Origin of the sequence: Tessaracoccus lubricantis (assembly GCF_039544535.1) — a bacterium.
Taxonomy (GTDB): Bacteria; Actinomycetota; Actinomycetes; order Propionibacteriales; family Propionibacteriaceae; genus Arachnia; species Arachnia lubricantis.
Window position 1 is genome coordinate 1 of record NZ_BAABLV010000007.1, and the last position, 1,998, is coordinate 1,998.

The 1,998-nt window shown below is 66.1% G+C and carries 1 protein-coding gene and 1 pseudogene; both read right to left on the minus strand.

Going from position 1 to position 1,998, the window contains the following annotated elements:
- Positions 1-60: 60 nt before the first annotated feature.
- Positions 61-342, minus strand: a pseudogene (locus ABEA30_RS01935) (transposase); the annotation flags it as partial.
- A gap of 200 nt (positions 343-542) precedes the next feature.
- Positions 543-1,613: an IS110 family RNA-guided transposase gene (locus ABEA30_RS01940; protein ID WP_345578171.1), complete on the minus strand. Its 1,071-nt coding sequence runs from the start codon at positions 1,611-1,613 to the stop codon at positions 543-545.
- Positions 1,614-1,998 lie beyond the last annotated feature (385 nt).

Here is a 1,998-nt window from a genome sequence, read left to right on the forward strand (position 1 = left end):
CGAGATCTACACCAACCTCCTCGAAGGCCTCGATCAAGCCACCGCTTGACAGCGATCACCCACATAAGTCGTGGCCGCTTTCAGGATCGCGACATCCTCCCGCAGCCGGGCGTTCTCGGCCTTGAGCCGCTTGATCTGCTCGTGCTCCTCCGACGTGGTTCCTGGCCGGGTCCCTTCGTCGATCTCGGCCTGCAACGCCCACCGGCGCAACGTTTCGGCGCCGATGCGTTCTTGCCGGGCTACCGCTGCGCACGCGGCAGTCAACGACGGGTACTGCCCGCGATGCTCACGCAGCAGACGCAACGCCCGCTCCTTCACAGCGGGATCGATTCTCTTTGGCATGGTGCCATCCTTCCTGACTCAGAAAGATCCGGCACGAAACCTCAGGCGGTTCAAACTGGCTCTTCACAATGCAGGGTGTAGGTGGGGTTTGAATCCTCCGGTTTCGAGGAGGCTTCTGGCTATGTAGTGGGTCAGGTTCCTAAATCCCAAGGCGATCCCGCGGAGGTGTTCGAGGCGTCCGTTGAATCTCCTATGTTTTGTCAAGCGCCTGCGTGGGCGGTTTGCGCTGAGTTGAGGTGCCGGTAGATCTGGCGGGCGAGGTAGCGCTTGAGGCTGCGTCGGATCTCTCGCAGGGTGCGTCCTTCGGCGGTGCGCTTCTCCACGTAGGCGCGGGTGTCGGGGTCCATGCGCATGCGGGTGACGACGGCCATGTGTAGGGCGCGGTTGAGTCGGCGGTCGCCGCCGCGGTTGATCCGGTGCCGGATGGTGTTTCCCGACGAGGCGGGGATCGGGTTGACTCCCGCGAGGCTGGCGAACGCGGCTTCGGAACGCACGCGTCCGGTGTGTGACCAGGCGGCATACGCGATGGCTGCTGTGACTGGTCCGATTCCGGGCTTGTCGAGCAGGCCTGCAGCGGGGCCTTTCTCGAGCAGGGTCCTCATCCGTCGAGTGAGGTCCGACAGCTCTTGGTCCGCAGAGCGGACTCGCCGGGCCAGCCTGACCGCCTCGGCGCGAGCGACACTGAGCGAGAGTTCCTCTGTGCGGCTGCGCCACGCGGCGATGGCGCTGATCTGGCCGGCGGTCAGGGTGCCGCGAGCGTCGATGCCCAGGTCAACGACCCGCAAGATCGCGATGAGCGCGTTGATCGCCGCGGTCCGTTCGTTGGTGATGTGATCGCGGGACGCGATCAGGACACGCAGTGCCGCCCGAGCTCCGTCGTCACGACGGGGTCGACGCAGTTGTACGTCGGTGAGCGGTAGCACGGCCTGGGCGATACGGCGGGCGTCCAGTGGGTCCGACTTGCCGACCCCGCGGTTGGCGCGCGCGTTCATCCTGGGCGCTTCGACCACGGCGTATCCGGCGTCGGCGGCCGCGTGGGCGAGGCGGGCGCCGTAGGTGCCGACGCCTTCGACGACCCAGAGCGTGTCAAGGTCGCCTTCGGTGCGCCGGGAAGCCCAAGCGATGGCGCGCTGCAACCCAGCGGCTGTTGTGGGGAATCGGCCCTCGTCGAGGATCTCTCCTGTGGGGCAGGCAAGGATCGCCAGGGCGTGGGAGCGGGCGTGAGCGTCCACGCCGATGATGAATGGACAGGTATGCGCGATGATCGACATGGCTAGTCGACGTTCCTTCCTCTTAACGGAATGGTTGTACTGGCCGACGAGCGGCCGGCACCGGACCGGGCAGAGGTCACATCGGGACGTATCTGTGATGAGCCACGACTCCGTGATGCCGATGGGGTCGGACAGTCTCCTGATCAGGTCACCGAGGTGGGCCGGACGGTGCCGACCGCGCCTCCCCGCGTGGACAATTCAACGGAAGAGCACCGCTGCCGCGGGCCAATTGCCTCGAGAGTCACACGAAGGGCGGCACGACCGACATCCATCATGGCCAGCCAGTCCCGGACCAGCCGAACCCAGACTCACAGATCGCTTCGGTTGGGCCGTTGCTGGTGCCTGGGCGGTCGAAGAAGGCGAGCACGTCGGCCGCCCTTCGGTG

Bases quoted from the DNA above. Each gene is read 5' to 3' on its own strand.
- ABEA30_RS01940 (WP_345578171.1), bottom strand. From the start codon at position 1,613: ATGTCGATCATCGCGCATACCTGTCCATTCATCATCGGCGTGGACGCT.